Annotated in this window: 23 protein-coding genes; 11 read left to right on the top strand and 12 right to left on the bottom strand. The window is 67.0% G+C overall.

The window, feature by feature from the left end; all coding sequences use genetic code 11:
* On the top strand, positions 1 to 884 hold an 884-nt coding region (locus PUN71_RS15285; protein WP_277798081.1), incomplete at its 5' end, for an L-serine ammonia-lyase.
* A gap of 61 nt (positions 885 to 945) precedes the next feature.
* Complete coding sequence (lipA, locus tag PUN71_RS15280) at positions 946 to 1,959, top strand: lipoyl synthase (protein ID WP_277799083.1); 1,014 nt, start codon at positions 946 to 948, stop codon at positions 1,957 to 1,959.
* 78 nt (positions 1,960 to 2,037) lie between these two features.
* On the opposite strand, the gene PUN71_RS15275 is transcribed toward lipA, so the two are convergent.
* The 3 genes from PUN71_RS15275 to PUN71_RS15265 all read right to left on the bottom strand — a co-directional run bounded on the left by PUN71_RS15275 (position 2,038) and on the right by PUN71_RS15265 (position 6,075).
* Entirely contained in the window at positions 2,038 to 4,383 is a 2,346-nt protein-coding gene (locus tag PUN71_RS15275) for a glycoside hydrolase family 65 protein (RefSeq protein ID WP_277799082.1), read from the bottom strand.
* Between the two features lie 137 nt (positions 4,384 to 4,520).
* A complete protein-coding gene (locus tag PUN71_RS15270; RefSeq protein ID WP_277799081.1) occupies positions 4,521 to 5,258 on the bottom strand; it encodes an HAD family hydrolase in 738 nt (245 codons plus the stop codon).
* A 199-nt stretch (positions 5,259 to 5,457) separates the two neighbouring features.
* On the bottom strand, positions 5,458 to 6,075 hold the full coding sequence (locus tag PUN71_RS15265) for an alpha/beta hydrolase (RefSeq protein WP_277799080.1): 618 nt from the start codon (positions 6,073 to 6,075) through the stop codon (positions 5,458 to 5,460).
* A 170-nt stretch (positions 6,076 to 6,245) separates the two neighbouring features.
* Between PUN71_RS15265 and PUN71_RS15260 the strand changes: the two genes are divergently transcribed.
* The 5 genes from PUN71_RS15260 (at position 6,246) to PUN71_RS15240 (ending at position 11,029) form a co-directional block, all read left to right on the top strand.
* Positions 6,246 to 6,503, top strand: a complete 258-nt coding sequence (locus PUN71_RS15260) for a DUF6458 family protein (RefSeq protein ID WP_043451817.1) — start codon at positions 6,246 to 6,248, stop codon at positions 6,501 to 6,503.
* 257 nt (positions 6,504 to 6,760) lie between these two features.
* Complete coding sequence (locus PUN71_RS15255; protein WP_043451819.1) at positions 6,761 to 7,567, top strand: DeoR/GlpR family DNA-binding transcription regulator; 807 nt, start codon at positions 6,761 to 6,763, stop codon at positions 7,565 to 7,567.
* Complete coding sequence (locus PUN71_RS15250) at positions 7,564 to 8,571, top strand: 1-phosphofructokinase family hexose kinase (RefSeq protein ID WP_277799079.1); 1,008 nt, start codon at positions 7,564 to 7,566, stop codon at positions 8,569 to 8,571. Before PUN71_RS15255 ends, PUN71_RS15250 begins: the two co-directional genes overlap by 4 nt.
* Before the next feature lie 2 nt (positions 8,572 to 8,573).
* Positions 8,574 to 10,685 carry a PTS fructose transporter subunit IIABC gene (locus PUN71_RS15245; protein WP_043451822.1) on the top strand — a complete coding sequence of 704 codons (2,112 nt, stop codon included), beginning with the start codon at positions 8,574 to 8,576 and terminating at the stop codon, positions 10,683 to 10,685.
* Positions 10,686 to 10,750: 65 nt separating this feature from the next.
* Positions 10,751 to 11,029 carry an HPr family phosphocarrier protein gene (locus tag PUN71_RS15240; protein WP_043451825.1) on the top strand — a complete coding sequence of 93 codons (279 nt, stop codon included), beginning with the start codon at positions 10,751 to 10,753 and terminating at the stop codon, positions 11,027 to 11,029.
* A gap of 104 nt (positions 11,030 to 11,133) precedes the next feature.
* On the opposite strand, the gene PUN71_RS15235 is transcribed toward PUN71_RS15240, so the two are convergent.
* The 3 genes from PUN71_RS15235 to ku form a co-directional block, all read right to left on the bottom strand.
* Positions 11,134 to 11,565, bottom strand: coding sequence for an SRPBCC domain-containing protein (locus PUN71_RS15235; RefSeq protein ID WP_043451828.1), 432 nt, complete (start codon positions 11,563 to 11,565; stop codon positions 11,134 to 11,136).
* A gap of 3 nt (positions 11,566 to 11,568) precedes the next feature.
* On the bottom strand, positions 11,569 to 12,411 hold the full coding sequence (locus PUN71_RS15230) for a class I SAM-dependent methyltransferase (protein ID WP_277799078.1): 843 nt from the start codon (positions 12,409 to 12,411) through the stop codon (positions 11,569 to 11,571).
* A gap of 130 nt (positions 12,412 to 12,541) precedes the next feature.
* Positions 12,542 to 13,720: a non-homologous end joining protein Ku gene (gene ku, locus PUN71_RS15225; RefSeq protein ID WP_277799077.1), complete on the bottom strand. Its 1,179-nt coding sequence runs from the start codon at positions 13,718 to 13,720 to the stop codon at positions 12,542 to 12,544.
* 40 nt (positions 13,721 to 13,760) lie between these two features.
* Between ku and PUN71_RS15220 the strand changes: the two genes are divergently transcribed.
* Positions 13,761 to 16,277, top strand: coding sequence for an ATP-dependent DNA ligase (locus PUN71_RS15220; RefSeq protein WP_277799076.1), 2,517 nt, complete (start codon positions 13,761 to 13,763; stop codon positions 16,275 to 16,277).
* Positions 16,278 to 16,433: 156 nt separating this feature from the next.
* Here PUN71_RS15220 and PUN71_RS15215 read toward each other — a convergent pair whose 3' ends face one another.
* Positions 16,434 to 16,691 (bottom strand): hypothetical protein, encoded by a 258-nt coding sequence (locus PUN71_RS15215; RefSeq protein WP_277799075.1) that lies wholly within the window; start codon positions 16,689 to 16,691, stop codon positions 16,434 to 16,436.
* 432 nt (positions 16,692 to 17,123) lie between these two features.
* Here PUN71_RS15215 and PUN71_RS15210 point away from each other — a divergent pair, with 432 nt between their 5' ends.
* Complete coding sequence (locus PUN71_RS15210; protein WP_277799074.1) at positions 17,124 to 18,713, top strand: MFS transporter; 1,590 nt, start codon at positions 17,124 to 17,126, stop codon at positions 18,711 to 18,713.
* Positions 18,714 to 18,917: 204 nt separating this feature from the next.
* Positions 18,918 to 20,054, top strand: coding sequence for an FUSC family protein (locus PUN71_RS15205; protein ID WP_277799073.1), 1,137 nt, complete (start codon positions 18,918 to 18,920; stop codon positions 20,052 to 20,054).
* On the opposite strand, the gene PUN71_RS15200 is transcribed toward PUN71_RS15205, so the two are convergent.
* The 5 genes from PUN71_RS15200 to PUN71_RS15180 are packed head-to-tail and all read right to left on the bottom strand — an operon-like array spanning position 20,022 to position 26,246.
* The gene (locus tag PUN71_RS15200; protein ID WP_277799072.1) at positions 20,022 to 20,795 is read right to left on the bottom strand and encodes an SDR family NAD(P)-dependent oxidoreductase; all 774 of its coding nucleotides are present in this window, start codon (positions 20,793 to 20,795) and stop codon (positions 20,022 to 20,024) included. The two genes, PUN71_RS15205 and PUN71_RS15200, sit on opposite strands and share 33 nt — an antisense overlap.
* Positions 20,796 to 20,804: 9 nt before the next feature.
* On the bottom strand, positions 20,805 to 22,688 hold the full coding sequence (locus PUN71_RS15195) for an IucA/IucC family protein (protein WP_502860803.1): 1,884 nt from the start codon (positions 22,686 to 22,688) through the stop codon (positions 20,805 to 20,807).
* On the bottom strand, positions 22,685 to 23,269 hold the full coding sequence (locus PUN71_RS15190; RefSeq protein ID WP_277799071.1) for a GNAT family N-acetyltransferase: 585 nt from the start codon (positions 23,267 to 23,269) through the stop codon (positions 22,685 to 22,687). Before PUN71_RS15190 ends, PUN71_RS15195 begins: the two co-directional genes overlap by 4 nt.
* Entirely contained in the window at positions 23,266 to 24,627 is a 1,362-nt protein-coding gene (locus PUN71_RS15185; protein ID WP_277799070.1) for a lysine N(6)-hydroxylase/L-ornithine N(5)-oxygenase family protein, read from the bottom strand. The genes PUN71_RS15190 and PUN71_RS15185 overlap by 4 nt, the downstream gene beginning before the upstream one ends.
* A complete protein-coding gene (locus PUN71_RS15180) occupies positions 24,624 to 26,246 on the bottom strand; it encodes a pyridoxal phosphate-dependent decarboxylase family protein (protein WP_502860801.1) in 1,623 nt (540 codons plus the stop codon). The genes PUN71_RS15185 and PUN71_RS15180 overlap by 4 nt, the downstream gene beginning before the upstream one ends.
* 154 nt (positions 26,247 to 26,400) lie before the next feature.
* On the opposite strand from PUN71_RS15180, the gene PUN71_RS15175 reads away from it, so the two are divergent.
* Positions 26,401 to 26,736 (top strand): hypothetical protein, encoded by a 336-nt coding sequence (locus PUN71_RS15175; RefSeq protein WP_277799069.1) that lies wholly within the window; start codon positions 26,401 to 26,403, stop codon positions 26,734 to 26,736.
* Positions 26,737 to 26,872 lie beyond the last annotated feature (136 nt).

Below are 26,872 nucleotides of genomic sequence, written 5' to 3'. Positions count from 1 at the left end.
GCGCGGTGACCGGCCTGGGCATCGCGGACGTGATGCTGGTCAATGAGAAGGCTTCCCGGTCCGGGGAGCAGATCCGGGCCGGGTTGCTGCAGATCTGGGCGGTGATGGAGGCGTGCGTGGCCACGTCCCTGAAACGGGACGGGGTGCTGCCGGGCGGGTTGAAGGTCCGCCGCCGTGCGCCGGACTGGTTTGAGCGGTTGAAGAAGGAATGCGCGGACGGGCGGGACGTGGATCCGGATGCTGCGTGGGATGCGGGGCCGTTCGATCCCAGGTATTGGCAGGAGTGGGTTAACTTGGTGGCGTTGGCGGTGAATGAGGAGAACGCGTCCGGCGGCCGGGTGGTCACGGCCCCGACCAACGGGGCGGCCGGGATCATTCCCGCGGTGTTGTTCTATGCCCTGCATTTCGCGCCGGGCATGGAGAAGGCCACCCGGGCGGACCGGGAGGATGTGGTGGTGCGGTTCCTGCTCGCCGCCGGGGCGGTGGGGGTGCTGTACAAGGAACAGGCCTCGATTTCCGGGGCCGAGGTCGGCTGCCAGGGCGAGGTCGGCTCGGCGTCCTCGATGGCCGCCGCGGGGTTGGCGGAGGTGATGGGCGGGTCCCCGGCGCAGGTGGAGAACGCCGCGGAAATCGCGATGGAACACAACCTGGGCCTGACCTGCGACCCGATCGGCGGCCTGGTCCAGGTCCCCTGCATCGAGCGGAACGCGATCGCCGCCGCGAAAGCGATCAACGCCGCGAAAATGGCGCTCTGGGGCGACGGCACCCACCGCGTGTCCCTCGACGAAGTCATCATCACCATGCGCGAAACCGGCAAGGACATGAGCGACAAATACAAGGAAACCGCCATGGGCGGCCTCGCCGTCAACGTCGTCGAATGCTGACAACCCCTCCACATGGCGGCCCGCTCAACCAACGGCAACACCACGAACAAAGGAAACACTCATGACCCTGGCACCTGAAGGCCGGAAGATGCTGCGGATCGAGCAGCGCAACGCTGCGGTCCCGGTGGAACGCAAACCGGAATGGATCAAGGCCAAGGTCCAGATGGGCCCGGAGTTCGTGGGCCTGAAGAACCTGGTGAAAAAGGAAGGCCTGCACACCGTCTGCGAAGAGGCCGGCTGCCCGAACATCTTCGAATGCTGGGAAGACAAGGAAGCCACCTTCCTGATCGGCGGCTCCGAATGCACCCGCCGCTGCGACTTCTGCCAGATCGACACCGGCAAACCCTCACCCCTGGACCGGTTCGAACCCACCAAGGTGGCCCGCTCCGTCCAATCCATGGCCCTGCGCTACGCCACCGTCACCGGCGTGGCCCGCGACGACCTCGAGGACGAAGGCGTCTGGCTCTACGCCGAAACCGTCCGGAAGATCCATGAACTGAACCCCGGCACCGGCGTGGAACTGCTCATCCCGGACTTCTCCGGCAACCCCGACCACATCGCCGCGATCTGCGACTCAGCACCCGAAGTCTTCGCCCACAACGTCGAAACCGTGCCCCGGATCTTCAAGCGCATCCGCCCCGCGTTCCGCTACGACCGCTCCCTGGACGTCATCACCCAGGGCCGCAACCACGGAATGGTCACCAAATCCAACCTCATCCTGGGCATGGGCGAAACCCGCGAGGAGATCAGCGAAGCCCTCCGCGACCTCCACGCCGCCGGCTGCGACCTGATCACCATCACCCAGTACCTGCGCCCCTCCGAACGGCACCTGCCCGTGGACCGCTGGGTCAAACCCCAGGAATTCGTCGACCTCCAGCACGAAGCCGAAGACATCGGGTTCCTCGGCGTCATGTCCGGCCCCCTGGTCCGCTCCTCCTACCGCGCAGGCCGCCTCTGGGCCACCGCCATGCGCAAAAAAGGCCGCGACATCCCCGCCGAACTCGCCCACATCGCCGACGGCATCCAGGACTCCGGCACCACCCGCCAGGAAGCCGCCACCCTCCTGGCAGGCTAGGCGGACGGCGGCCCCCCGATGGACGAACTACGACGGCGGCCCGGCACGAAGCTGCCGGGCCGCCGCCGGGGCACCGCCTTAGCTGTTGCCGCGCACCACGGGGATGCTCGCCGTCGGAAGTCCGCTGGGGAAGACCGTGGGCTCCGGCTTAGCGACCGGCTCCAGCGGCACCCGGACGGGTTCGCCTGCTACGGCCACCCGTGTTCCGCGGACGTCAATCTCCAGCGGGCCGCCCTCCTGGACCGTGAGCGTGATGGCATCGGCGGTCAGCCGGACCAGCAGCAGCCGCCCCCGGATCTTCAGGTGGAAGGAGAGGGCGTCCCACCCAGCCGGCAGGCGGGGATCGAAGAACGGGACCGGCCCCTGGTCGCGCATCCCGGCGAAGCCGCAGACCAGTGAACTCCAGACACCGCCCGTGGAGGCGATGTGCACGCCGTCGATGGTGTTGCCGTGGGTGTCATCCAGGTCGATGAACACGGCGTTGGTGAAGTGGTCCAGCGCTTCCTTCGAATAGCCCACCTCGGCGGCCATGATCCCCTGGACGCAGGCGGACAGGGTGGAGTCTCCGGTGGTGATGGGATCGTAGAAGTCGAAGGCGCGCTGCTTCTCCTCCGCCGAGAAATCCTGCCACTGCAGGAACATGGCCAGCACTGTATCCGCCTGCTTCAGGACCTGGTGCCGGTAGATCACCAGCGGGTGGAAGTGCAGCAGCAGCGGGTACTTGGACCGGGGCGTGGTCCAGTCCCAGGCCTCCAGCGTCATGAAGTCGTTGTCCTGGGAGTACACCTGCATCCGCTCATCGAACGGCAGCTGCATGCGGTTGGCGGCAGCCCCCCACAGCTGGCGCTCCTCCTGGGTGATCCCTGCATGTTCCAGGGCGGCGGCGGCACGCAGGTTGAAGCGGGCCATGACGTTCGTGTAGAGATTGTCGTTCACAACGGCCGTGTATTCGTCCGGGCCCGTGACGCCGTGGATATGGAAGAGCCCGTCCTTGCCGAAGAAGCCCAGGGAGATCCACATGCGCGCCGTCTCCATCAGCAGTTCGGCGCCCATTCCCTCCCGGAACGCGGCATCGCCGGTAGCCCACAGGTACCTGTTGGTGGCGAAGGCGATCGCAGCCGCGATGTGGAACTGTGCCGTACCCGCTGCGTAGTAGGCGCTGGCTTCGAGTCCGTTGATGGTGCGCCACGGGAACAGGGCGCCGTCAACGCTGAGCTCCTTGGCCCGGATCTTCGCCTCGGGAAGCATGCCGTGCCGGAATTCCAGGACCTGGCGGGCGCCATCGGGGTTGGTGTAGGTCAGGTACGGCAACAGGTACACCTCCTGGTCCCAGAAGTAGTGCCCCTCGTAGCCCGAGCCCGTCACACCCTTGGCCGGGATGCCGGCAACATCGGCGCGGGCCGTCGCCTGGGCAAGCTGGAACAGGTTCCAGCGGATCGCCTGCTGCAGCCCCGGACTGCCGCCCTCCACCAGGATGTCAGACGTCGCCCAGTAGCCGCGGAAGTGGGCGATACTTTCGGCGAAGATTTCGTCCACCGGCCGGAGTGCCTCTTCCGCCACCGCTGCCGCATCGACGTCCGGGTCCTGGATGGTGCGCCCGGCAGCGTAGCTGACGCTCTTTTCCAACCGGAATGGCTGATCGGCGTCCACGGCCAGGACGTACCGGACGCTGCTGTCGTCCTGGTCCACCAGTGTCTCGAACGGCTGGTGACCTGCGGAGGTCCAGTGGTCCACGGCGAGGCCCACCCGCTGCTTGGACTCGGCCGCTTCCCAGGACAGGCGCAGCGATCCGTCGCCGCCGTCGAGCCGCACCGGGACCAACACCCGCCCGGCGTGCCGGCCGGCACGGCGGGGATCATGCACTGAGTGGTCCTCCACCGGCTGGTCCTGCCGGTTGATCACGGAGGAGGTGACGTCCAGGGAAACCTGCCGGTCGGTTTCCACCTCCAGTGAAATGCCAAGGCAGCCGCGGGACTCGAACCCGACAGCCCGGCGCTCGGTGGTGGTCACCGTTGCGCCGGACCGGCATTGCCAGGTGATGCGGCACTGGTAGATGCCGGTGCTGAAGTCCACGCTGCGGCGGTAGTCCAGGACCTCGGATTCGGCGAGGGACAGGCTCTCGCCGTCCACCACTACGGTGAAGTTGTTGGCGTCCGGGATGTACAGGATCCGCTGCCCCGTCCGGGCAAACCCAAAGGCGTTTTCGGCGTGCTTGATATCCCAGATCTCGTGCAGTCCGTTAATGAAGCTGCCCGGCAGCTCGGCGTCCGCCGCCGCCCAATGGGCGCCACGGATGCCAAGGTGCCCGTTGCCCAAGGCAAACAGGGTCTCAAGTGTCCCCGCCGCGCCGGCCTCGTGGCGCGTTTCGATGAGTTGCCAGGGGGTGTCGGGGAACCGGTCGCGGTCCGCGGTGATCAGTGCCATGGTCGGGGTCCTTTTGGCCTTGCTGTGCTGCCGGGCTGGCCGGCAGCAGGAATTCGGGGGGAATGGGTATTTCGGATGGGTGCTGCCGGGGGAAGCAGCAGGTTGCCCGGGGACGGCAACCGGGGAATCAACGGGGTTTAGGGAACGAGCTCGCCAAGGTCGTTGACCACCAGGGTGGCGCCGGCGTCCAGGAGCGTCTGCCGCCCGGCGCCGCGGTCCACGCCGATGACCGAGTGGAACGATCCCGCGTGTCCGGCCTGAACGCCGGACACGGCGTCTTCCACCACTACGCACTCGGCGCTGGACAGATCGAGCAGTTTCGCAGCGTATTCGTAGGTGGCCGGGCTCGGCTTGCCGGGCAGGCCCTGTTCGGCGGCCACGACACCGTCCACCACCACGGCGAAGTGGTGGCTGAGCCCCGCTGCCGCCAGGACTGCGGGGGCGTTGCGGGAGGAGGATACGACGGCGACCCTCAGTCCGCGCTCGAGCGCGGCTTCGAGGAAGCGCACCGAGCCTTCAAAGGGTTCGACGCCGGCGCTCACGATGTCGTTGAAGATGGCATTCTTGCGGTTGCCCAGGCCCTGGACGGTTTCGTTGCCGGGGTGGTCGTCCAGGGGCCCTTCCGGCAGGGTGATGCCGCGGGACGCCAGGAAGTCGCGCACTCCGTCAAAGCGCGGTTTGCCGTCGATGTGGTCAAAGTAGTCGCTTTCCCTGTAGCCGTCGACTCCTGCGCGGGAGGACAGGTAACCATCGAAGAGTTCCTGCCAGGCACGCTCATGCACGGTCGCTGTGGGGGTCAGCACCCCGTCCAGGTCAAACAGGATTGCTGCGGCGCCGGTCCAGGCGGCCGTGTCAGCGGCAGTTTGATGTGTCATCGGCAGTGCGGTGTCCTCTCGGTTAGTGGACAACCGGCCCCGCCGGGAGGGCCGGGGAGAGGACGCGGTGCTTACGCACACGGCATCGTCTCCCAGTTCCGCCCACTGCAGGACCGATCATGGCCGTAGACGAGTGTAAGCGCTTACAAATTTGACTTGCAACTGTTTTTTATTTGTGGCTTTCCAAGCGCCCTGGAAGTCAGCGCAGCACGTAATGGCGCAGGAATGCGCTGACGTCCACCATCTCGGTCCTGGACATGGCATGCCCCATTCCGGGGTACGTCCGGGCCGTCAGCAGCGTGTTCTTTTCCAGCCACTCCGCCGTATACGCGGTGGCGTCCTCGTTGATCACCAGGTCCGCCTTGTCCCGGCCCCAGAAGAAGGGCGGCCTGGTGTCGAAGGAATCCATCACCGAAAGGAGTTCGTTGTTGAGGACAAAGCCGGACAGCCCCACCACCGCCTTGTACTCCTTCGGATGCAGCCGCAGCAGCGTGCTGGCCATCGCCATGCCCTGGGAGTACCCCATGAGGGTGACGCTGCTGTGCCGGTCCTTGACGGAGTTGATCCATGCCTGCACGGCGTTGGCAGCGGAGATGACGTCGGCGAAGTCGTTGGCGAGGAAGTAGTCGAGCAGGAACCAACCCCAGTGGTCGCCGATGGGCATGGGAGCCCGAAGGGCGGCAAAGGTGAACTCCTGCGGCAGGTACTCAAACAGCCGGACCATGCGCGATTCGTCGGTGCCGTACCCGTGCATCATGACCAACAAGGGCGTGCCGGCGCGCTGGTCTTCCGGCCTGGACCACACAACTGTTTCCACCGGTCCAGCCTAGCGAGGGAACCTCGCCGCCCCGGGCGGGTCATTGAATCGGGAATCACCGGGAGGTAGCGTGACGCTTGAACGACAGCAGGCTTAGCTTTGGCAGTACGCACCACCCTCCGGTAACGCCCAACCAGCGCCGCACAGGATGCGGCCGTAAGGAGCAAGTCATGAGAATCGGCTCGTCAATCTTCCTTATCGCCCTTGGCGCCATTCTTGCCTGGGCCGTGACTCCCGGGCTGATTCCGTTCGTGGACCAGCAGCTGGTGGGCTACATCCTGATCGCGGTGGGCGTGATCGGGCTGATCGCATCGCTTATCCTGGCCTCGCCCGGCCGCAGCCGCCGTGTCAGCGAGTCCCGTTCCGTCGTTGACCCCGCTACGGGTGAACGAATCACCCGCCGTGAAAGCCGCGACGGCGGCATCTAGCGAAAAGCGACGGGACAGGATCCCGGGGAGGCACAAACGAGACCCGCCCAGCCGGGCCGGACCAGCAGCGTCCGGCCCGGCTTTTGCGTTCCCGGCAGGCCCTCGTCACCACGGGATCTTGTTTCGTGTTGGTTTCCATTGACAAACCAACACAAGCAAAGATAAAGTCAAGTAACTCAACATCAATGTGATGCGAGTCACCTCCGGACAAGCCGGGGAAAGTTCACCACCAGCAGGACCTACGCAACGGAGGGTATGTGTTCGCCGAGGAGCGCCAGCAACAGATTGCCGAGCTTGTAGCCGGCAGCGGCCGGGTCAGCGTGACCTTGCTGGCTGAGCGCTTCAACATCACCACCGAAACAGTCCGCAGGGACCTGGCTGCCTTGGAGAATGCCGGTACGGTCCGGCGTGTCCACGGCGGCGCAGTAGCGGCAGACCGTTTCAGCACCACCGAGGAAAGCGTCAACGAACGGGCCATCCAGCGGCCGGACCAAAAAATCCGGATCGCCGAAGCCGCCCTGGCCCTGATTCCCCGGAACTCCTCCGCCAGCGTGCTGATGGACGGCGGAACCACCACGGAGGTGCTGGCAGACATGCTGGCGCGGCGCACCGCCGTCGAACCCTCTGATGGAACGGGACCGCACCACGAGCTGGTGGTCATCACCCACGCAGTGCCCATCGCCAGCAAACTGTCCAACGTTCCCGGCGTGGCCCTGCAGATCCTGGGCGGCCGGGTGCGCGGCATTACCCAGGTGGCCGTCGGCCAGGCAACGGTGGACGCCGCTGCCAGGCTGCGGCCGGACATCGCGTTCATTGGTACCAACGGCATCCACGCAGCCTTTGGCATCAGCACTCCCGATCCTGAAGAAGCAGCCGTCAAGGCAGCCTTCGTCCAGTCGGCGCGCCGCATCGTGGTGCTGGCCGACTCCTCCAAGCTGGACACGGAAACCCTGGTCCAGTTCGCCTCCCTGAAAGATCTGGATACCTTGATCACAGACAGTGAACCCGGACCTGAACTCGCAGCCGCACTGGAAGACGCGGGCGTCGATGTGGTGATCGCATGATCGTCACCTTCACCGCCAACCCCAGCCTGGACCGCACGGTCGCGCTGCCCGGCCCCCTGGAACGCGGCGAGGTCCAGCGTGCCGTCTCCGTCCGCCAGGAGTCCGGCGGCAAGGGCGTCAACGTCTCCCGCGCCCTGGTGGCCTCCGGCCTGGAATCCCTGGCCGTCCTGCCCGGGGCAGACAGCGATCCTGTCCTTGCAGGCCTGCGCGAGAGCGCCGTTCCCTTCGTTTCGCTTCCCATCGATGAGCCGCTGCGCACCAACGTGGCCCTCACCGAGCCGGGAGGCGTCACCACAAAGATCAACGAACCCGGCCCCGCACTGGAAGCCGACCAGCAGGAAGCCCTCATCAAGCTGCTGCTGGAAAGCTCCCGCGGTGCCAGCTGGGTGGTCCTGGCCGGCTCGCTGCCGCCCGGCTTCCCGGTGGACTTCTATGCCACGGTGGCCCGGCGGATCCGGGAGGCGGGCAACGGTACCACGCCGCTGATCGCCGTCGATTCCTCCGGGGCCCCCCTCGCCGCCGCCCTCACGGGCGACGGATCAGGGACCGGCGGAACCTCTACTGGTTCCGGCAAACCGGACCTCCTTAAACCCAATGCCGAAGAACTGGCAGAACTGGCCGCAGCGGCCGGTTTCGCCCCGGCCACTGGTGACGAACTGGAAGCGGACCCGGCGGCTGCAGCCGCTGCCGCCGCCGCCGTCGTGCGTTCCGGTGTGGGTGCTGTGCTGGCAACTCTCGGTTCCAAGGGAGCTGTCCTTGTAACGGCCGACGGCGCGTGGCTGGCCACGCATCCGCCGGTCGCCGCGGTCAGCACGGTGGGTGCGGGCGACTCCGCGCTTGCCGGTTACCTGCTCGCCCACGGCCGGGGCGCCGCCCCTGCCGATTGCCTTCGTCAGGCGGTGGCCCACGGTGCCGCCGCTGCCTCGCTGCCGGGTTCCACTGTTCCGGCAGTACACCAAACCACCCCGGATGCCGTAACCATCACGGCCCTTCGAAAGGATTGACAGTGACCCAGCTCATCACCACGGAACTGGTCGAGCTCGACCAGAACCTGGGCAACGCGCCCGAGTCGGTGATCCGGCATCTGGCAAGCAAGGTAGCTGCCACCGGACGCGCCTCTGAAGTTGAAGGCCTCTTCGCGGACGCCTTCGCCCGCGAGCAGAAGACGGCCACGGGCATCCCCGGCGGCATTGCCATCCCGCACTGCCGCTCCGCCGCCGTCACCGTGCCCACCCTGGCCATGGCCCGCCTGAACCCGAAGGTGGACTTCGGCGCCAAGGACGGCCCCGCCGACCTGGTGTTCTTCATCGCCGCTCCGGACGGGGCGGACCAGGAGCACCTGAAGCTGCTCTCCAAGCTGGCACGGTCCCTCATCAAGAAGGACTTCACCGCAGCCCTGCGCAACGCCTCCTCGGAAGCTGAAATCGTGGAACTCGTGGACGGTGCCCTGGCAGACAAGCCCGCCGCACACGCTGCCGCCGCCCCCGCCGATGCCGTTCCGGTGGCTGCGGGAGTTGGCGCCGCAGGTGCTGCCGGTGCCGCGGGCTCCTCCGCGGCAGCCGCTTCCTCCGGCGCTCCCGCAGGTTCCGGTACCCGTGGCCCCAAGCGCCTGGTGGCCGTTACGGCGTGCCCCACCGGCATCGCCCACACCTACATGGCCGCCGATTCACTCGTGGCAGCTGCCAAGGAAGTTGGCGTCGACCTGCAGGTGGAGACCCAGGGTTCCTCCGGCGCCAAGGCGCTGGATCCCGCCGTCATCGCGGCCGCAGACGCCGTCATCTTTGCGGTGGACGTGGACGTGCGCGGCAAGGAGCGCTTCGCCGGCAAGCCCGTGGTCAACGCCCCGGTCAAGCGCGGCATCGACGAGCCGGACAAGATGGTCCAGGAGGCCCTCGCCGCGGCCGACAACCCGCACGCCCGGCGCGTCCCGCACTTCGGTGCGGAGGAACAGGCCGAGCACGAGGCCGAGGAAAAGGGCGAGCACATTGGGCAGAAGCTCAAGAAGGCCCTCCTGACCGGCGTCAGCTACATGATTCCGTTCGTGGCCGGCGGCGGCCTGCTGATCGCCCTCGGCTTCCTCATGGGCGGCTACCTGATCACCAAGTACGCCGACACGATCGTTGTCCAGAACAGCCTGTTCAACCTGCCCACCCAGTTCCCCGACAACGCCTGGGGCCCGCTCGGCGCCTACCTCGGTGCGGTCCTGTTCAAGATCGGTGCCCTGTCGCTGGGCTTCCTGGTCCCGGCGCTGGCGGGCTACATCGCCTACGCCATCGCTGACCGCCCCGGCATCGCCCCCGGCTTCGTCGCCGGTGCAGTGGCCGGATTCATGGGAGCCGGCTTCCTCGGCGGCATTGTCGGCGGCCTGCTGGCCGGCTACATCGCCCACGTCGTGGGCCGCCTGCAGGTGGCCCGCTGGCTGCGCGGCCTGATGCCCGTGGTGATCATCCCGCTGCTGGCCTCGCTGGTGGCGTCCGGCCTGATGTTCCTTATCCTGGGCGGCCCGATCGTCGCCATCACCAACGGCCTGAACAGCTGGCTTTCCGGCCTCACCGGTGCCGGTGCCATCGCCCTCGGCGTCATCCTGGGCCTCATGATGTGCTTCGACCTCGGTGGCCCGGTCAACAAGGTTGCCTACTCCTTCGCCGTCGCCGGCCTTGGTGCAGCAACCATCGACAACCAGGCCCCGTGGCAGATCATGGCAGCCGTCATGGCCTCCGGCATGGTTCCCCCGCTTGCCATGGCCCTGGCCTCCACCGTCCTGAACAAGAAGCTCTTCAGCCTCGCCGAGCAGGAAAACGGCAAGGCAGCCTGGCTGCTGGGCGCGTCCTTCATCTCCGAAGGCGCCATCCCGTTCGCCGCGGCCGACCCGCTGCGCGTCATCCCCGCCAGCATGCTGGGCGGTGCGGTGACCGGGGCCATCTCGATGGCTGCCGGAGTTGGTTCCAAAGCCCCGCACGGCGGCATCTTCGTCTTCTTCGCGATCGACAACTTCGTGATGTTCCTCGTTTCGATCATCGTCGGCACGGTCATCACGGCACTGTCGGTGATCGCCCTGAAGCGCTGGGCAGTCAAGAAGACCGTTGATACGGTTGAACCGGTTCCCGTAACCGTCTGAGCCGGCAGGCCATACACCTCACCGGCCGCTGGACCCCCAGCACGCCGAAAGACAAAGGAGCAAAAATGCCAGAACGCACCGCAACCGTCGCCAGCCGCGTGGGCCTGCACGCCCGCCCGGCCGCCATCTTCGCAGAGGCTGCCGGAGAGTTCGACCTGGACATCACCATCGCCCGTGAAGGCGAGCCGGCCGACGAGGCCATGGATGCCGCCAGCATCCTGTCCCTCATGAGCCTGGGTGCCTCCCACGGAGACGTGGTGGTCCTGCGCGCCGAAGGTGACGGCGCGGATGCTGCCCTGGACCGCCTGGTGCAGATCCTGGAAACGGACCACGACGCCGAGTAGCGGCTTTCGGTCCACGGCCGCCGTCGGATGCCTCCCCACCGGGAGCATTCCGACGGCGGCCGCGGCGTTTAAGCGCCGGATTCAGGCACCGCCACTGCTTGGGCTCAGCGGGCTTCGGCGATGCGCTTGACGTCAGCCACCAGCTTGTCCCACATCGCCTTCGAATGGGCGGCCGCCTCTTCGGTGGGGTTGTTGTCCTGGGCCAGGGTCAGGCGGGTCGAGCCGCCAAGGTCCTCCAGGGTCCATTCGAGGGTGTGGTAGTTCTCCGGCTTGTCCTCCTGGCCGGACAGTGGGCTGAAGTGGGTGTGGACCAGTTTCCGTCCCGGCTCCACGTGCTGGATCTCGCCTTTGTCCTGGAATGCCTTCCCCTCCCATTCCCCCTGCCAGGTAATGGGGCTCCCCTCGTTCCAGTCTGTTTCCAGCTCTGTCCCGAACATGAATTCCTTGACCGCAGCCGGATCGGTGATCACGCCCCAGACCCGGTCCGGTGATGCGTCGATGGTGGCGGTGGACGTGGCCACATGGTTCTCCGGCATGGCTCAGGCCTTCCTCGCAGTGAACAGCAGGTACTCCCATTCCATCTGGAACGGGGAATCGCCGTGGGCATCACCGAAGGAGTCGGCGAGGTCCGTGAGGGCCTGGTCCAGCGCCTTAACCTTGTCCTGGTCATCCGCGAGCGACTTGTAGACGGAGATGATGGGCCCGTAATGGGACTTGAAATACCGGACGAAGTCCGCGGGCTGGTGGAAGCTCCTGACGGCCAGGGTCCGCTTGCGGGTCCGGACGTCAGTGACCCTGCCGCCCAGCAACCCCCGGACATGGTCTTCATTCCCCCACAGGGGGCCAGGCTGGGCGCCCGGCGGCGGCGGTGGAGCGAACGGCTTCATCGTGGCGAACATCTGCCCAATAAAGCCCTCCGGGGTCCAGTTCAGCAGGCCGATGGAGCCCCCCGGCTTGCAGACCCGCAGCAGTTCGTCGGCAGCAGCCTGGTGGTGGGGTGCGAACATCACCCCGATGCAGGACATGACGGCGTCAAATTCCGCATCCGCAAAGGGCAGGGCCTCGGCATCGCCCTCCTGCCAGTCCAGGCTGACTCCCCGGTTGGCCGCCTCTTTTCGCCCCGCCTCGAAAAGTTCAGGGGTGAGGTCGCTGGCCACCACCTTTGCGCCCATCATTGCCGCAGGAATGGCGGCGTTGCCCGTCCCGGCTGCAACGTCCAGGACCCGTTGCCGGGACGTGATGCCGCAGGCCTCCACCAGGACCGCCCCCAGCTCCAGCAGCATCTCGTCAGCCAGTGCCGGGTAGTCCCCTGACGCCCACATGGCCCGGTGCTTCTGCTTCAGCTCCCGGTCTGCCTCCGCCACGCCTGTCTGTTCGCTCATGTCCGCGCCCCTTTATATGTCCGTCCGAGGATGGATGTCAGCACGCTGTTGCCACAGCGGAGGCTGCGATGCGACTCATTGTGGGCGCGTTGAAAGCCCCTGTAAAGAGTGGAAGGCCACCCGCAGCCGGTCAGGCGGGCTTGCGCGCCCTGGTGGTCTTGGCCGCCGGCTTTTCCGCAGTCCTGGTTCCCGTGGACTTGGTGTCCGCGGTCTTCGACGCGGCGGACTTTGAGGCAGTCGACTTCGATGCGCTGGACTTCGATGCGGTGGTCCTGGAGGTGCCGGACTTGGCCGCCGACGTGGCGGCGGGCTTTGCATCGTCCGTTCCGGTCTTTGCAGCCGTCCTGGAAGCTGAAGTCTTCGCAGCCGTCGTCTTGGAGGCAGTCGTCCTGGAGTCGGACGTCTTTGAAGCCGCCGCCCTGCTCCCGGCAGCCTTACGGGCAGGTTTTGCCTCCCCGTCCTCCGCGCCCCCGGCGTCCGCTTCGTCGTCGCCTGTTCCACCGGCGGCGGCTGCGTCCCCGCCGCCGCGCTTCCGGTCCAGGCTTCGCTTGAGGGCCTCCATCAGGTCGATGACCTCGCCCTTGCCGCCCTCGCCCGCTTCCACGCCGAAGGTCTCCTCCGTGTCCAGCGATTCGCCCTGTTCAAGCTTGGCGTCGATCAGCTGGCGGAGCTGCACCTGGTACTCGTCCGTGAAGGAAGCGGGGTCGAAGTCCGCCGCCATGGATTCCACCAGCGCCGCGGACATGTCGCGCTCCTGTGAGGAAATCCTGATGTCGGCGTCGAGGGACGGGAAGTTGGCCTCCCGCACCTCATCAGGCCACAGCAGGGACTGAAGTACCAGGACGTCGTCCTTGATCCGCAGGGCCCCCAGCCGGGTCTTCTCCCGGAGTGCGAACTGGACGATGGCCACCCGGTCCGTATCCTCCAGCGCGCGCCGGAGGAGCACGTACGCCTTGGGCGACTTGGAATCGGGCTCCAGGTAGTAGCTCTTCTCGAACATCATGGGTTCAAGCTGCTCGGACGGAACGAACTGCACCACTTCGATTTCATGGCTGTTCTCCGCGGGGATGGACTTGAGCTCATCCTTGGACAGGACCACCGTCCGGCCGTCCTCTTCGAAGGCCTTCTCGATATCGGAGTAGTCCACCACCTCGCCGCACACCTCGCACCGGCGCTGGTAGCGGATCCGGCCGCCGTCGGCATTGTGAACCTGGTGCAGACTGATGTCATGATCCTCAGTGGCGCTGTAGACCTTCACGGGCACGTTGACCAGCCCGAACGCGATGGCACCTTTCCAGATGGCTCTCATTCCTACAGTCAACATCAGTGCGGGCCGGAGGTGAAGACCCGTGGCAGCGAGTAGGGAACGTGTCCGGGTTGCGGGACGGGAACTGACGCTGACAAACCTGGACAAAATCATCTATCCGGAGACCGGCACCACCAAGGCGGACGTGCTGGCCTACTACGCCGCGGTGGCCCATGTGCTGATCCCGGCGGCGGCCAACCGTCCGGCCACGCGGAAGCGGTGGGTCAACGGTGTGGGGACTGCGGACAAGCCCGGCGAGGTGTTCTTCCAGAAGGATCTGGAGGACTCGGCCCCCGGCTGGCTGCCCCGGGCAGCCGTCACGCACAAGGACCGCACCATCCACTACCCTCTGGTCAATGACGCCGCCACGCTGACCTGGTTCGGCCAGATCAACTCACTGGAAATCCATGTACCCCAGTGGCGCGTGGACGCCCACGGCAACCCGTTGAACCCCGACCGGCTGGTGCTGGACCTGGACCCGGGCGAGGGCGCCGGGCTGCCCGAATGCCGCGAAGTGGCCCTGCTGGCACGTGACATCCTGCAGGACGTGGGCCTGGACCCGGTCCCGGTTACCAGCGGGAGCAAGGGAATCCACCTCTACGCAGCCCTGGACGGGACCCAGACCTCCGAACAGATCTCCGCTTTCGCCCGGGAACTGGCCCGCGCACTGGAAGCCGACCACCCGGACCTTGCCGTCAGCGACATGAAGAAGGCGCTCCGCAGGAACAAGGTGCTGGTGGACTGGAGCCAGAACAATGCGGCGAAAACCACGGTGGTGCCGTATTCGCTCCGCGGCCGGCCCACACCCACGGTTGCCGCGCCGCGGACCTGGCGGGAAATTGAATCACCCACATTGAAGCACCTGGATTTCCAGGAGGTACTGCGGCGGGTGCGGGACGGCAAGGACCCGTTCGCCGTCGTCGTCAGTGCTGCCTCCGGTGCCGCCGGCAACACCGCGGCCCAGGACGAAACACCCGACGGCGATCCCCGCCTGGGCAAGTACCGCTCCATGCGCGACCCCAAGGAGACACCCGAACCGTTTGCGGGCATACCCGCCGGCGGCAACAGCTTTGTCATCCAGGAGCACCACGCCAGCCGGCTGCACTGGGACCTCCGGCTGGAACACGAAGGGGTCCTGGTGTCCTGGGCCCTGCCCAAGGGGGTTCCGGAGTCGGGCGGGAAGAACCACCTGGCAGTCCAGACCGAGGACCACCCCATGGACTACCTCACGTTCCACGGCACCATACCCAAGGGCCAGTACGGGGCCGGCGAGATGACCATCTGGGATACCGGCACCTATGAGCTGCACAAATGGATCAATGGCAGGGAAGTCATCGTCACGCTGGCCGGGTCCGAGGGCGGCGGCCTGGGCGGCACCAGGAAGGTCGCGCTGATCCACACCGGGCGCGGCAGCGGCAAGGACGCCGAAAACCAGTGGCTGATCCACCTGATGGACCAGGAGCAGCAGGGCGGACGACGGCGGCACGCGGCGCCGTCGTCCGCGTCGTCGAAGGCGGCGTCACAGGTCGACGGCGAAGGGGACACCGGGCCGGTCGCCAAACAAGCCGGGAGTGCCGGGCCAGCGCCCGGCACCTCCGCGGACCCGCTGGAGTACCGGCCCATGATGGCCACCTCCGGCACCCCGGCGGACCTGCAGGGCAGCAGATGGCAGTACGAGCTCAAATGGGACGGCGTCCGTGCCCTCGTGCTGGCCGACCGGGAGGGCGTGCGGATTTTCAGCCGCAACGGCAACGACGTGACCAGGACCTACCCTGAGTTCACCGACCGGGCCTGCTGGCCCCCACAGCCCTTCGTGGCGGACGGTGAGATTATCGCCGTCGGACCCGGCGGGAAGCCCGACTTCGGCCTCCTGCAGGGCCGGATGAAACTGACCCGCGCCGCCGACGTCGCCAAAGCCCGCACCGCCATCCCGCTGCAGCTGATGCTCTTCGACCTCCTGTTCGACGACGGAACGGACCTCCGGCGCCTGCCGCTCAGCCAGCGGCGCCACCGGCTCGAACAGTTCTTCAGCCCCTCCGACTGCCCCGTGGACCTGTCCATGGTGCTGGACGAGCCCGTGGACCTCCTCCTGGCAAGCGCACAGGAACTGGGCCTTGAGGGGGTGATGGCCAAGCGGACGGACAGCCGCTACGTCAGTGGCCAGCGGACCCGCACGTGGATCAAGCTCAAGACGGAGCAGACGCAGGAAGTGGTGGTCGGCGGCTGGCGTCCGGGCAAGGGCGGCCGCCAGGAGACCGTGGGGTCGCTGCTGGTGGGAATTCCCGACGGCGACAAGCTGCAGTATGTGGGGCGCGTTGGTTCCGGTTTCAGCACCCGTGAGCTCGCCGAACTGCGGCAAACGGTGGAGAGGCTCGGCCGGAAGACCTCGCCCTTCCATGAGGTTCCGCGGCCGGACGCCGCCGACGCCCATTGGGTGGCGCCGGAGCTTGTGGGCGAGGTGACCTACAGCGAATGGACCGGGCCGGGACGGCTGCGGCATCCGAGGTGGCGGGGCTGGCGGGTGGATAAGGACCCGTCGGACGTGGTCCGCGAGGGCTGACCGCCCTTTTCGACGCCCACACCAACCGATGACGCGCGGAATACCTGGCGCGGCCCGAATGTGGCGGGCGCCAGGTCATCTGCGCGTCGGCAGCGAAGGTCGGCGTCGAGAGCGAAGGTGCGGGCCGCCGTCGAGCCGCCCGCACCTCCGTGGTGGCTACGAGGAGTGCGGCATCTGGGGCCGGCCGGTGCGGTGGACCGCCGTCACAGCGGCCTCATGCCCCATCCTGCCGTGGCCTGCCGCGCTGTCCCTGGGGTGCCGGCGCTTGCCGGTGCCGTCCGGCCACCCGCTTTGCTGTGCCAGTGGCATGGCTCCGGTGGCTGCCGGACCCGGCGCTACCGGCGCGTCCATGGCGGCCGCAAGGTGGTCGCCCACCTCGGGCCTGAGGTGGAACTGGTTGGACTGTTCACCCATTGATTCTTCCCTTCTTCCCTTCGGTTCTTCCCTGAAACGAAATGCCAACGAAAGCGCCCGGGCGAGCGCGGACTACTGCCCGGAAAGAAGTGTGTCCATCGCTCTACCATAGGCAGGTCCGTGCCCGCTGGGAACCCCCTCCATCGCCCGTGGCCGCGGTCACTTTTACGGCCGGTTTCCCCGGGAAAGGGGGCTTGAAACGGGGCACTTTAAAATTTTTGGTAACGGCGCCGTTCATCAGCCTGCTTCCCAGTGATAGCGCGGGAAAAGGCGGGGCAAAAAATTTTCGGACCAGCCCCATATGGGCCCCAAAAGGCGGCATGCTACGCCTGAAACCGCCCGGGCGCCAGCGAAATCCCGTAAAATTGAAGGCCTGCCCAGAGCGGGGCAGCTACAAGTCGCAAGCAAATGACCTCCACAGGAGTTGCCCAAATGCCCACAGACCGAAGCATGACCGACTCTTCAGCAGGCGCCAGGAACGCCCGCGGAACCGACCCTGCAGCCCCCGCGGCTGCCAAGAAGCCACGGCTGCTGCCACGCCGCCGGCTCAAGGAATCCGATGTCAACGTGGTTGACCAGCCCATGCTCAAAAAAGCACTGGGCGGAACCATCGTGGGCAACACCATGGAATGGTACGACGTAGGCGTCTTCGGCTACCTCATCACCACCATGGGCCCGGTGTTCCTCCCCGAATCAGATCCCACCACGCAGACGCTGTTCCTGCTGGGAACGTTCGCCGCCACCTTCATCGCCCGTCCCCTGGGCGGCGTGATCTTCGGCTGGCTGGGCGACAAGATGGGACGCCAGAAGATCCTGGCCGCCACGCTGATGATCATGGCCGCCAGCACCTTCGCCGTCGGCCTCCTGCCCGGCTACGCCCAAATCGGGCTCTGGGCTGCAGCGCTCCTGGTGCTCCTCAAGGTCATCCAGGGCTTCTCCACCGGCGGTGAGTACGCCGGTGCCACCACCTTCGTCAGCGAATACGCCGCTGACAAGCGCCGCGGCTTCTTCGCCAGCTTCCTGGACCTGGGCAGCTACCTGGGCTTCGCCATCGGTGCCGCCCTGGTGTCCGTCCTGCAGCTGACCCTTGGCCAGGACACCATGGAGGACTGGGGATGGCGTATCCCGTTCCTCGTTGCCGGCCCGCTGGGCCTGATCGCCGTGTACTTCCGGAGCAAGATCGAGGAATCGCCGCAGTTCCAGGCCACCCTTGACGCGCAGGAAGAGAACGCCAAGAACGCCTCCGCGGGAGACGTTGCCACGGCCAAGGGACCCCTTGGAATCGTCAAGGCCTACTGGCGTCCGATCATCGTGGCCATGGTTGTAGTGGCTGCTGCCAACACGGCCGGTTACGCCCTGACGTCGTACATGCCCACCTACCTCACCGAGTCCAAGGGCTATGACGAGGTGCATGGCACGCTGCTGACCATTCCGGTCCTCGTGGTGATGTCGTTGTGCATTCCCCTTACCGGCAAGCTCTCGGACCGCATCGGCCGCCGTCCCGTCCTGTGGATCGGCGCCATCAGCACCATCGTGCTGGCCATCCCGGCCTTCATGCTGATCGGCATCGGACAGGTCTGGTCCACCCTGGCCGGGCTGGCGCTGGTTGCCTTCCCTGTCACCTTCTACGTGGCCAACCTGGCCTCGGCGCTGCCGGCCCAGTTCCCCACGTCCAGCCGCTACGGCGCCATGGGCATTGCCTACAACTTCGCCGTGGCCATCTTCGGCGGCACCACCCCGTTCATCGTGGCTGCGCTGATCAGTGCCACCGGCAACGACATGATGCCTGCCTATTACCTGATGGCAACGTCCCTGGTAGGCGCTGTGGCCATCTACTTCCTGAAGGAATCGGCCAACCGCCCGCTTCCCGGCTCCATGCCCAGCGTAGACAGCCCAGCTGAGGCAAAGGAACTGGTGGCCACCCAGGACGAGAACCCGCTGATCAACCTGGACGAACTGCCGTTCGAGACCCTTGACGGCACGGATCCCCAGGCCCACCGCGGAGTTCCGGCGGGGGCATAGCTCCGGCCGCCCGGGCACTCTTGTAGCCCACGCTCGCAGGCCCGTTCTGTGTGCTTCCTTGGGGGAAGCACACAGAACGGGCCTTTTGCGGTGCCGGCGAATGACCTCGTATGACTGCGGCATGTGACTCTGCCGCGGAGCCGGTGATACTTTCCCAGAAGCCGTGGGCCGCGGCAGGAGAACCACAACAGGACAGGCTGGTACATGAAGCGCGTCAGGGAGCAGGTCCGCGCGCTCCACCGGCTGGAACCGGCCAACAACGACCACCTGGCCGCGCTGCGCGTGGCGCTGAGCGTCGCCGTCCCCTCCCTGCTCCTGCTGGCCGCCGGCCGCACCGACCTCATCATCTACGCCGTCTTCGGCGCCCTCACCGGCATGTACGGCCGCTCCGAACCACACCAACTGCGGCTCCGCCACCAGGCCCAGGCCGCCCTGGTGCTGCTGACGGGGGTCGCCGTGGGGGTGGCGCTGTCCGTTAACCACATCCACTCCTGGTGGCTGGTGGCAGTGGAAGCCACCCTGGCGGGTGTGGGTTCCGTGTACTCGGACCGGGTACGGCTGAAACCCAACGGCCCCTTCTTCGGCATCCTCGCCCTCGGCGCGTGTGCCTCTGTTCCCGCCCAGGTCCCCTGGTACGCGGCCATGCTCATCGCCGCCGGTTCCGCCCTGTTTTCCATGGCCATAGGGTTCAGCGGCTGGATGCGCCGGAGGGCGTGGGAACCGGGAGCAACCCGGACCCTGCCGCCCCGTTCCGCGGCGGGGACCCGGGAACTCACGCTGCACGCCGCCCGGTACGTCCTGGCCGTCGCTGCTGCCGGAAGCGTGGGTGTGGCCAGCGGCAGCGGCCACCCGCACTGGGCCATGGCGGCGGCTGCAGTGCCACTCGCCGGAGCAGACCTGCCCAGCAGCGTCCGGCGGGGTGTCCACCGCATCGTGGGGACGTTCCTGGGCCTGGCGGTGACCGCCGTCGTGCTCCTCCCCGGGCCCTGGACCCTGGCTGCGCTCTACCCCGCTTTCCAGGAACCCCTGCACCACGCGCAGGTACTGGCCCTGCTGGTGGTCCTCTTCCAGTTCGCCACCGAGCTGTTCATGACCAGGCACTATGGTCTGGCGATGGTCTGGTTCACCCCCGTGATCCTGCTCATGACGCAGCTCGCCTCGCCGGCCGAACCGCGCGTCCTGATCCTCGAGCGGGCGGTGGAAACCCTCGTGGGTGCGCTGCTGGGCATCCTGGTGGTAGTGGCTGTCCGCCGTCCCGGTTCACGCCGCCGGACAGCCTTCACGGGACTGCCGGCCGCGCGCCAGGCCCTATTTCGGTTTCCGCGCCGGCCCGGCCATTAGCCGCGTCGGCGCCACCTTGGCCAGCGCCACCACCGCCTTGTACCGCTTGGACGGGATGGACACCGCCTTGCCGCGCTCGTTGTCCGCCAGGCCCTCACGGACCACCCGGTCCGCCCGCAGCCAGGTCCAGGACGGGGCCACCGACTTGTCCATCCCCATCCGGTCGTGGAACTCGGTATGCGTGAAGCCCGGGCAGACGGCCGTGACCTTGATGCCACGGTTACGGTAGGCCAGGTTCGCCCAGCGGCTGAAACTCACCAGCCAGGCCTTGGCCGCCGAATAGGTGCCGCGGGGCAGGAATGCGGCCACGCTGGCCACATTGATGATCCTGCCCCCGCCGCGCTCCAGCATGCCCTTCAGCGCCGCGTGGGTGAGCACCATCGACGTTTCAGCGTGCAGCCGCAGGTGCTTCTTCTCGTCCGACGCCTGGTTTTCGTCGAAGTTGTGCAGCAGGCCGATCCCAGCGTTGTTGACCAGGATCCCCACCGGCCGGGCGCTGTCTTCAAGGCGTTCGACGACGGCGGCAACGTCATCCTCGTCCGTCAGGTCGGCGGGAAGCACCTCAGCCGTGATTCCGTAGCGCCGGCGCAGGTCCTCCGCTGTTTCGGCCAGCCTGGCCGCGTTGCGCGCCACCAGGACCACGTCATGCCCCTGGGCGGCGAGCTGCCTGGCGAATTCGTGGCCCAGTCCGGCGCTGGCACCGGTGACCAATGCGGTGGTTCTGGAGGTTGTTGGCGTCATGGTGCCAGCCTAGTCACGGGAGGGCACACCGTCCGCGAACCGGGCCAGCGGATTGGCCAGCCGCCCGGCCATCTGCAGTCCGCCCGAGGGGTCCGCCAGGTCCAGCATGTGCTGGTTGTTGCGGAGCTGCAGCCGGTTCAGGCAGGACAACGCGAAATCCGGGGCGAAAAGGTCATACTTGGCGTACTCGGCGGCAAGCTGGGGATGCTGCGCCTGGTAGTCCCGGACGGCCGCGGCCGCCGTCCGCCAGAACTCCTCCTGGGGAAGGACGCCGTCCTCATCCAGCAGGGCGCTAAGGAAACGGAAGATGCAGTCGAAGACGTCCGTGAAGATGGCCAGCACCTGTTCGCCGTCCGGGATGTCGGCCTTGATGCGGGCCACCTCGTCCGGAAGGTCCAGCCGGTCACCCATCACCACGATCTCCTCGGCGATGTCCTTCATGATGGCGCTGGCGGGCACGCCGTCCTCCAGCACCAGGATCACGTTCTCACCGTGCGGCATGAACGCCAGCCCGTACCGGACAAGGCAGTGCACCAGCGGCACCAGGTAGGCCTCGAAGTAGCGGCGGAGCCATGCCCCGGGGGCCAGTCCGGAGCGCTTGATGAGGGCCGACGCCATGGGCTTTCCCGTGGCGTCCACGTGCAGCAGCGAGGCCATGGTGGCCAGCTGCCGGCCGTCCTGCAGCAGCGGCAGCGGGCTTTCCCGCCACAGCGCGGACAGCATCTTCCGGTAGGGCGACCCGCTGGCGGAGCCGGCCTCGTAATAGCCGTTGTGGTACCCGATCGCTGCCACCTCGCCGATCATGGTGAAGCCCCGCTGAGTGAGCGCCTCGTCGGCTTCGATGAGGCCCCGCAGCCAGTCGTTGATGGCCGGCGTGGCCCTCATGTATTGCGGCGACAGGCCCCGCATGAAGCCCATGTTCAGCACGGACATGGCGGTCTTGACGTAGCTCCGGGACGGGTGGCTGGTGTTGAAGAACGTGCGGATCGACTGCTGCGCCTGGTAGATGTCGGTTCCGGTGCCCAGGTGCACGATTCGCTGCCGGGCGATCTCGGCCGCGAAGGTCACGGTCAGTTTGTTCTCCCACTGCCACGGATGGACAGGCATGAAGAAGTACTGGTCCGGGTCCAGGCCCAGCAGCCGCAGTTCATTGGCGAAGTCTCCGGCAAGAGCGCCCAGCTCGGCGTCCAGGTGCGTCCGGTAATCCAGCCCTGCAGTCGCAGTGAACACGGCATGGGAGCGCTGCACGGCGATCCATTCCAGCAGCACCGGGGCGCCTGTTTCCGGCGCGAAGGCGTGGTAGTCGCTGATGCCGAAACCCAGGCGCCCGTTGTTCGCCACGAAACAGGGATGCCCCTCGGTCATGCTCCGCTCGATGGCCTGGAAGTCGGCGGCAGTGTCCCGGCCGCCGGTGACGCCGGCCGCGAGTTCGGCTGCGGACGGCTGGCCGGACCCCTGTTTGTAGGCGTGGCTGGCCAGTGTGCTGCTGATTTCCTCAAGGTAGACCGGGAGCATCTGCGGGGTGATGCCCAGTGTTCCGTGGAAAACGGTGATGAATTCCAGGACGTCCAGGGGCGCTTCCGCGCCGTTATGGAGGTGCCGGATGGACGCGGCATCGATGGACCAGTGGTCGAGTTCGAGGATCCGGGCCGTGAACCGGTATTCGTGCGAGCCGTCACCGCTGGCGAGGCGGTAGGTGCCGGCACCAGCCGCGACGGACACTTGTTCCGGGGCGAGGATCCGCTCGTGGGAGAACTCGGCGAGCGCCTTGCGGAGCAGGTGCCGGTTGGCGGCGTCCCAGCGGGCGGGCGCCAGGTGGGCTACGGCGGCACGCGTGGCAGTGGCTGCGGCAGCTGTTCCAGGGGTGGGACGGGCTTCGAGGTGGACGGTCACAGTGCTCCTTCGGGGATGCTGATGGGGGTTGCTGGGCGTGGGCGCGCGGGCGGGAGGAGTGACCGGGCGGCCAGGTAGCCGGAGCGGGTGCAGAAACTCAGGAGGGCCTCCTTGTCCGGCAGGGCCACCATCCCGGCAGGCTGGAAGCCAAGCCGTTCGTTCAGCGCATGGATCCTGGTGTTGCGGACATCCGGTTCCACCACCACGCGCTCCACCTCCGGCCGGGAGAACAGCCGGGCCAGGACGGCGTCCATGACGGCGGTGGTATAGCCGTGTTCCGGCCCGGACGACGGCGGAGCCACCAGCAGGTGCATCCCCACGTCACCGGGCCGGACGGCGTAGGTGGCCGCCAGGGGCGATAGGGACGGAAGGTACTCCTCCACCAGGAAGGCGGGCACACCGCCGTCGAGCCCCAGGAGTGCGTGGTGGTGTCCGCTTGACTGGATTCCGGCGTACTCCTCCGCCACGTCAGCCACGCTGGCGGACAGCATCCCCCAGAACGATGCGTACGGCCGGGTCACCCAGCCGTGCAGCAGCAGGGCGTCTGCCTGCGCGTCCAGGCAGCGGAACGTGAACCTCATGCGTGCACCTCCCGGGAAACAAGGTCAGCCGCCGGGAGAACACTGGCGGGGGCGCCGAACTCCTGGAAGGCGATGCTCCGCTCCACGGGGTACACCTCGCGGCCGGTGATGTCCCGCAGGATGCAGGAGTTGCGGTAGGCGCCCATCCCCAGGTCCGGGGTGGCGAACCCGTGGGTGTGCAGTTCGGCGTTCTGGACGAAGATCTCGCCGGGAACCACACCGGTGCTGTAGTTCCGGTCCACCGCGAACCTTCCGGCGCCGTCGCGGGCGATCCGGTCCTGCACGCCGGCCAGGAACGCCGGCTCCCGGTAGCCGTAGCCGGTGGCGAAGACCACGGCGTCGCTGTCCAACGTGTAGGAGCTGCCCTGTTCGTCGTGGTGGAGCTGCAGCGTGTGGGTGCCCGCGGCCGGGTCCCAGCGCGCGGCGGTCAGGGTGGAGTGGGTGAGCAGCCTGCTGTTGACCATGCCGGAGAGGCTCCTGGCGTAAAGCAGGTCGTAAATCGCATCGATCAGGTCCGAATTGATCCCCTTGTAGAGGTTCTTCTGCGTCGTGTTGAGGTGGTCCCGCCTGTCCTGCGGCAGCGCATGGAAGTAGTCCACGTACTCGGGTGAGGTCATCTCCAGGGTCAGCTTGGTGTACTCCAGCGGGAAGAACCGGCCGGAACGGGTCACCCAGTCCAGCCGGTAGCCGTGGACGTCGGCTTCCTGCAGGAGTTCGTAATAGATCTCGGCGGCACTCTGACCGCTGCCCACGATGGTGATGCTGCGTTGCCGTTGGAGCTCGGCCTTCCGGGCCAAGTAGTCGGCGTTGTGGAAGGCCACTCCCCCGTGTCCCGCCGCCGCGGCGGCGGTGATGTCCGCCCCCGCAGCCGGGATGTTGGGCGAGGTGCCGGTTCCCAGCACCAGCCGCCGGGCCCGGAGTACCTCCTGCCCGGCCGGACCGTCCACGCTGAGCCCGTACACGCCGTCGTCGTACCGCACATCCAGCACCGTGGTGCCGAACCGTACGGACGGCAGCTGGCCGGCCACCCACTGGCAGTACTGGTTGTACTCCGCGCGCAGGGGGTAGAAGTTCTCCCGGATGTAGAAGCGGTAGAGCCGTCCGGTCTGCTTGAGGAAGTTCAGGAACGAATAGGGCGAGGTGGGGTCCGCCATGGTCACGAGGTCGGCCATGAAGGGCACCTGGAGGTGCGCAGGCTCCAGCATCATCCCCGGGTGCCAGTCAAAGGATCCGCGCTGCTCCAGAAAGATGCCCTCCACACCCTCCACAGGCTCGCTAAGGGCGGCGAGCCCCAGGTTGAAGGGCCCGACGCCGACCGCGGCAAAGTCGTAGATCGTGCGGTTGTCCGGGGTGCTCATGCTGCGGCGCCCGTCAGGAGTCCGGCCCCGGTGCTGCGGACGAGGCCGACGATGCCGGCAATGTCCTCAAGCGTTGCCTCGGCGTTGAGCAGGGTGAACTTCAGGTAGTGCCGGCCGCCCACCGTGGTCCCGGCCACCACCGCCTTGCCGGAGGCGAAGACGGCCGCCCGGATGGCGGGGTTCAAGGCGTCTGCGCTGTCCTCAGAAAGCCGTTTCCCGTCTTCCAGCCGAGGCCGGTACCGGAACACCAGGGTGCTGAGGTGCGGCTGTACCGCGAGCTCGAAGTCGTCATCGGCCTCGAGCAGGGAGCCCACCCGCGCCGCGAGGTCGATGGCCTCGTCGAACAGGGCACCAATGGCGTCTGCACCCATGATCCGCAGGGTAAGCCAGAGCTTGAGGGCGTCGAACCGGCGGGTGGTCTGGATGCTCTTGTCCACCTGGTTGGGGATCTCGGCCAGGGCGGCGCTTTCCGGGTTGAGGTAATCGGCGTAGTAGGTGACATGCCGCAGCATTGCGGACTCGCGGACCAGGAGGGCGCTGGAGCTGACCGGCTGGAAGAAGGTCTTGTGGAAGTCCACGGTGACCGAGTCGGCCAGGCCGGTACCGTCCAGCAGGTGCCGGTACCGGCCGGAAACCATCAGCCCGCCACCGTACGCGGCATCGATGTGCAACCAGGCGCCGTAGGCCTGGGCGAGGGCGGCGAGGTCTTCGAGCGGGTCCACGGCGCCGAAGTCCGTCGTTCCGGCGGTGGCCACGACGGCCATGGCGGTCAGGCCTGAGTCCCGGGCTTCCGCCATCGCTTCGGCGAGGGCTCCGGGGTCCATCCGGTGGTCAGCGGTGCAGGGGATGCTGATGACTGCGTCGAGGCCGAGACCCAGCAGGGAGGCCGACTTCCTGATGCTGAAATGGCTGTCCGCGGAGGTGAAGATCCGCAGGCTGTCCAGCAGTGCCGGGAGGCGGAGTCCGGCGTGGGCGGGATCCTGGCGAAGTCCCGCCACGGCGTGGTTGCGCGCGATGAGCAGTGCCTGCAGGTTGGATTGGCTGCCGCCGGAGGTGAAGATACCGTCGGCATTGCCACCCAAATGGAGCCGCCCTGCCGCCCAGTCGATGAGGCGCCGCTCGATCATGGTGGCGCCCGCGCTCTGGTCCCAGGTGTCCAGCGATGAGTTCACCGCCGACAGGATGGCCTCGCCCACCAGTGCGGGGATGACCACGGGGCAGTTGAGGTGGGCGGCGTACCTGGGGTGATGGAAATAGACGGCGTCGCGCAGGTACACCTCCTCAAGTTCCTGCAGCGCCGCCGCCGTATCCGGCAGCGGGCTGTCCAGGTCCACGGCGGCAACCCGGGACTGCATCGCTGCCGGTTCGACGCCGGTGAACGGCCCGGTGGTCCGCTCGAGCCTGGTGGCCACGGCGGTGACCCCCTGCAGCACCTGCGCCACGTACTTGGCCGAGTTGCGGGTGTTGAGCAGGTGGTTTCCAGCGGCCAGCGCCAATTCGATGCCGTCACTGAAGTCCTTGGCGGCGTGGCCTTCGGGCCGTTGCCTCCCGGGTTGGGCGCCACCCCCGGGTTGCTGCGGCAGGTGGCTGGTGTGGTCGTGGCGGGTCATCAGCGGCACAGTTTTTCCTTCACTTGGATCGTTCAGTAAGGACAGCCTTACTTAGGTGACCCTTTTAATCAAACTTTTGTGCCGTAATTATTCAACTCGGAATGCAAAGGCTAGGCTGGTGGCGTCGCGGGCGGGCCAGCCTGGCGGCACAAAAGGGGGAAGCATGGACCAGCAACCATCCGGCATCGTCGGGTTCCGCGAAGTGGACCGGGAGGGGAATCCCGTCCCGCCCGAACTGGAAGGCCAGGAGGAGGCGGCAAGGCCTTGGCTGGCACCAAACCCGTTCATCGTGGCGTTGTGGCTGTTGGCGGCGGGGATGATTGCCATTGCCATGTGGACGCTTCTTCGGGGTCCGGTCGCCACAGGGCCCATCAGCAACGGCCTGTCCTTCGACTTCGTGCTGTTTACCTTCGCGCCGCACCTGATGCTTATCGGCCTTAGCACCGTGGTGATCCTGCTGCTGTGGCACGCCTGGCGCTGGCAACGCCGCCGCGGCTGACCCGGGAGGATGCCCTATGGCAACCTCCCCGCCCGCACCCCAGGCAGGCTCCGACTTGTGCGGCATATAGTAAGCATGCTTTGCTTATGGGGCAGATGAACCTCCGCAAGCAGTTCGCGGCGGGGTTGCCAGCGTT

The sequence above is a fragment of the Arthrobacter sp. NQ7 genome (assembly GCF_029581595.2).
Lineage (GTDB): Bacteria > Actinomycetota > Actinomycetes > Actinomycetales > Micrococcaceae > Arthrobacter > Arthrobacter phenanthrenivorans_B.
Note: the sequence above shows the minus strand (reverse complement) of the source record. Positions and strands in the feature narration are given on the sequence as shown.

Coding starts and splice junctions, on each gene's coding strand:
- PUN71_RS15260 (WP_043451817.1), top strand. CDS start 6,246: ATGAGAATCGGCTCGTCAATCTTCCTTATCGCCCTTGGCGCCATTCTT.
- PUN71_RS15185 (WP_277799070.1), bottom strand. CDS start 24,627: ATGAGCACCCCGGACAACCGCACGATCTACGACTTTGCCGCGGTCGGC.
- PUN71_RS15240 (WP_043451825.1), top strand. CDS start 10,751: ATGCCAGAACGCACCGCAACCGTCGCCAGCCGCGTGGGCCTGCACGCC.
- PUN71_RS15250 (WP_277799079.1), top strand. CDS start 7,564: ATGATCGTCACCTTCACCGCCAACCCCAGCCTGGACCGCACGGTCGCG.
- PUN71_RS15190 (WP_277799071.1), bottom strand. CDS start 23,269: ATGAGGTTCACGTTCCGCTGCCTGGACGCGCAGGCAGACGCCCTGCTG.
- lipA (WP_277799083.1), top strand. CDS start 946: ATGACCCTGGCACCTGAAGGCCGGAAGATGCTGCGGATCGAGCAGCGC.
- PUN71_RS15235 (WP_043451828.1), bottom strand. CDS start 11,565: ATGCCGGAGAACCATGTGGCCACGTCCACCGCCACCATCGACGCATCA.
- PUN71_RS15270 (WP_277799081.1), bottom strand. CDS start 5,258: ATGACACATCAAACTGCCGCTGACACGGCCGCCTGGACCGGCGCCGCA.
- PUN71_RS15205 (WP_277799073.1), top strand. CDS start 18,918: ATGAAGCGCGTCAGGGAGCAGGTCCGCGCGCTCCACCGGCTGGAACCG.
- PUN71_RS15175 (WP_277799069.1), top strand. CDS start 26,401: ATGGACCAGCAACCATCCGGCATCGTCGGGTTCCGCGAAGTGGACCGG.
- PUN71_RS15200 (WP_277799072.1), bottom strand. CDS start 20,795: ATGACGCCAACAACCTCCAGAACCACCGCATTGGTCACCGGTGCCAGC.
- PUN71_RS15275 (WP_277799082.1), bottom strand. CDS start 4,383: ATGGCACTGATCACCGCGGACCGCGACCGGTTCCCCGACACCCCCTGG.
- PUN71_RS15230 (WP_277799078.1), bottom strand. CDS start 12,411: ATGAGCGAACAGACAGGCGTGGCGGAGGCAGACCGGGAGCTGAAGCAG.
- PUN71_RS15210 (WP_277799074.1), top strand. CDS start 17,124: ATGCCCACAGACCGAAGCATGACCGACTCTTCAGCAGGCGCCAGGAAC.
- PUN71_RS15215 (WP_277799075.1), bottom strand. CDS start 16,691: ATGGGTGAACAGTCCAACCAGTTCCACCTCAGGCCCGAGGTGGGCGAC.
- ku (WP_277799077.1), bottom strand. CDS start 13,720: ATGAGAGCCATCTGGAAAGGTGCCATCGCGTTCGGGCTGGTCAACGTG.